General features: G+C 67.9%; 1 protein-coding gene and 1 pseudogene. Both read left to right on the top strand.

All coding sequences use genetic code 11. The annotated features are described in order from the left end of the window. The coding region (locus ACP7AJ_RS21460; RefSeq protein ID WP_426062285.1) for a LexA family protein at window positions 1-464 on the top strand (464 nt) is incomplete at its 5' end. Beyond that, a pseudogene (locus tag ACP7AJ_RS21455) lies at window positions 439-832 on the top strand (Y-family DNA polymerase); the annotation flags it as partial. The gene ACP7AJ_RS21460 and the pseudogene ACP7AJ_RS21455, both read left to right, overlap by 26 nt.

Below are 832 nucleotides of genomic sequence, written 5' to 3'. Positions count from 1 at the left end.
TTGACATCCTGCAAGCCGCGCACGAGCCCGTTTGGCTGATTCTGTGCGATACGCCCGTCCCCGCGGGCTTTCCCAGCCCCGCCGAGGACGAGCGCGGCGAGCGCGTGGACCTAAACAAAATCCTGTTGCCCCACCCCAACCACACGTACCTGGCGCGGGGCAACGGCACGAGCATGGACGGCCCCCCGTCCCACATCCCCGACGGGGCGCTACTGGCCGTGGACTGCGCCCTCAGGCCGCAGGTGGGGCACGTGGTGGTGGCGGCCGTGGACCAGGAGTTCACCGTCAAGCGCCTGGAAAAGCGCGGCGCCGTCTACTGGCTGGTGCCCGACAACCCCCGCCACGAGGCCATCGAAGTGCGGGGCCACGACCACGTCCGGGTCTGGGGCGTGGTGACCCACGTCGTGACCGAACTCATCAACGGCAAACTGCACCAGGATGTACGCGCTCGTCGACTGCAATAACTTCTACGTGAGCTGCGAGCGCGCCTTTCAGCCCCGGCTCGAAGGCCGGCCGGTGGTCGTGCTCAGCAACAACGACGGCTGCATCGTCTCCCGGTCGGCCGAGGCCAAGGTCCTGGGCATCGCCATGGGCGAGCCCCTGTTCAAGGTCCGGCCCCTGGTGGCGCAGCACGGCGTGGTGGCCCTGTCTTCGAACTACGCCCTGTACGGCGACATGAGCGGGCGCGTGATGCACTACCTGACCGGCCGGGCGCCGGAAGTGGAGGTGTACTCCATCGACGAAGCCTTCCTAAGCCTGCACGGCATGGAACGCTGCCACGGCCCGCTCGATGCCTATGCCCGCGACATCCGCCGGGAAGTGAAACGCCGCA

Origin of the sequence: Hymenobacter sp. B1770 (genome assembly GCF_049896385.1) — a bacterium.
Lineage (GTDB): Bacteria > Bacteroidota > Bacteroidia > Cytophagales > Hymenobacteraceae > Hymenobacter.
Note: the sequence above shows the minus strand (reverse complement) of the source record. Positions and strands in the feature narration are given on the sequence as shown.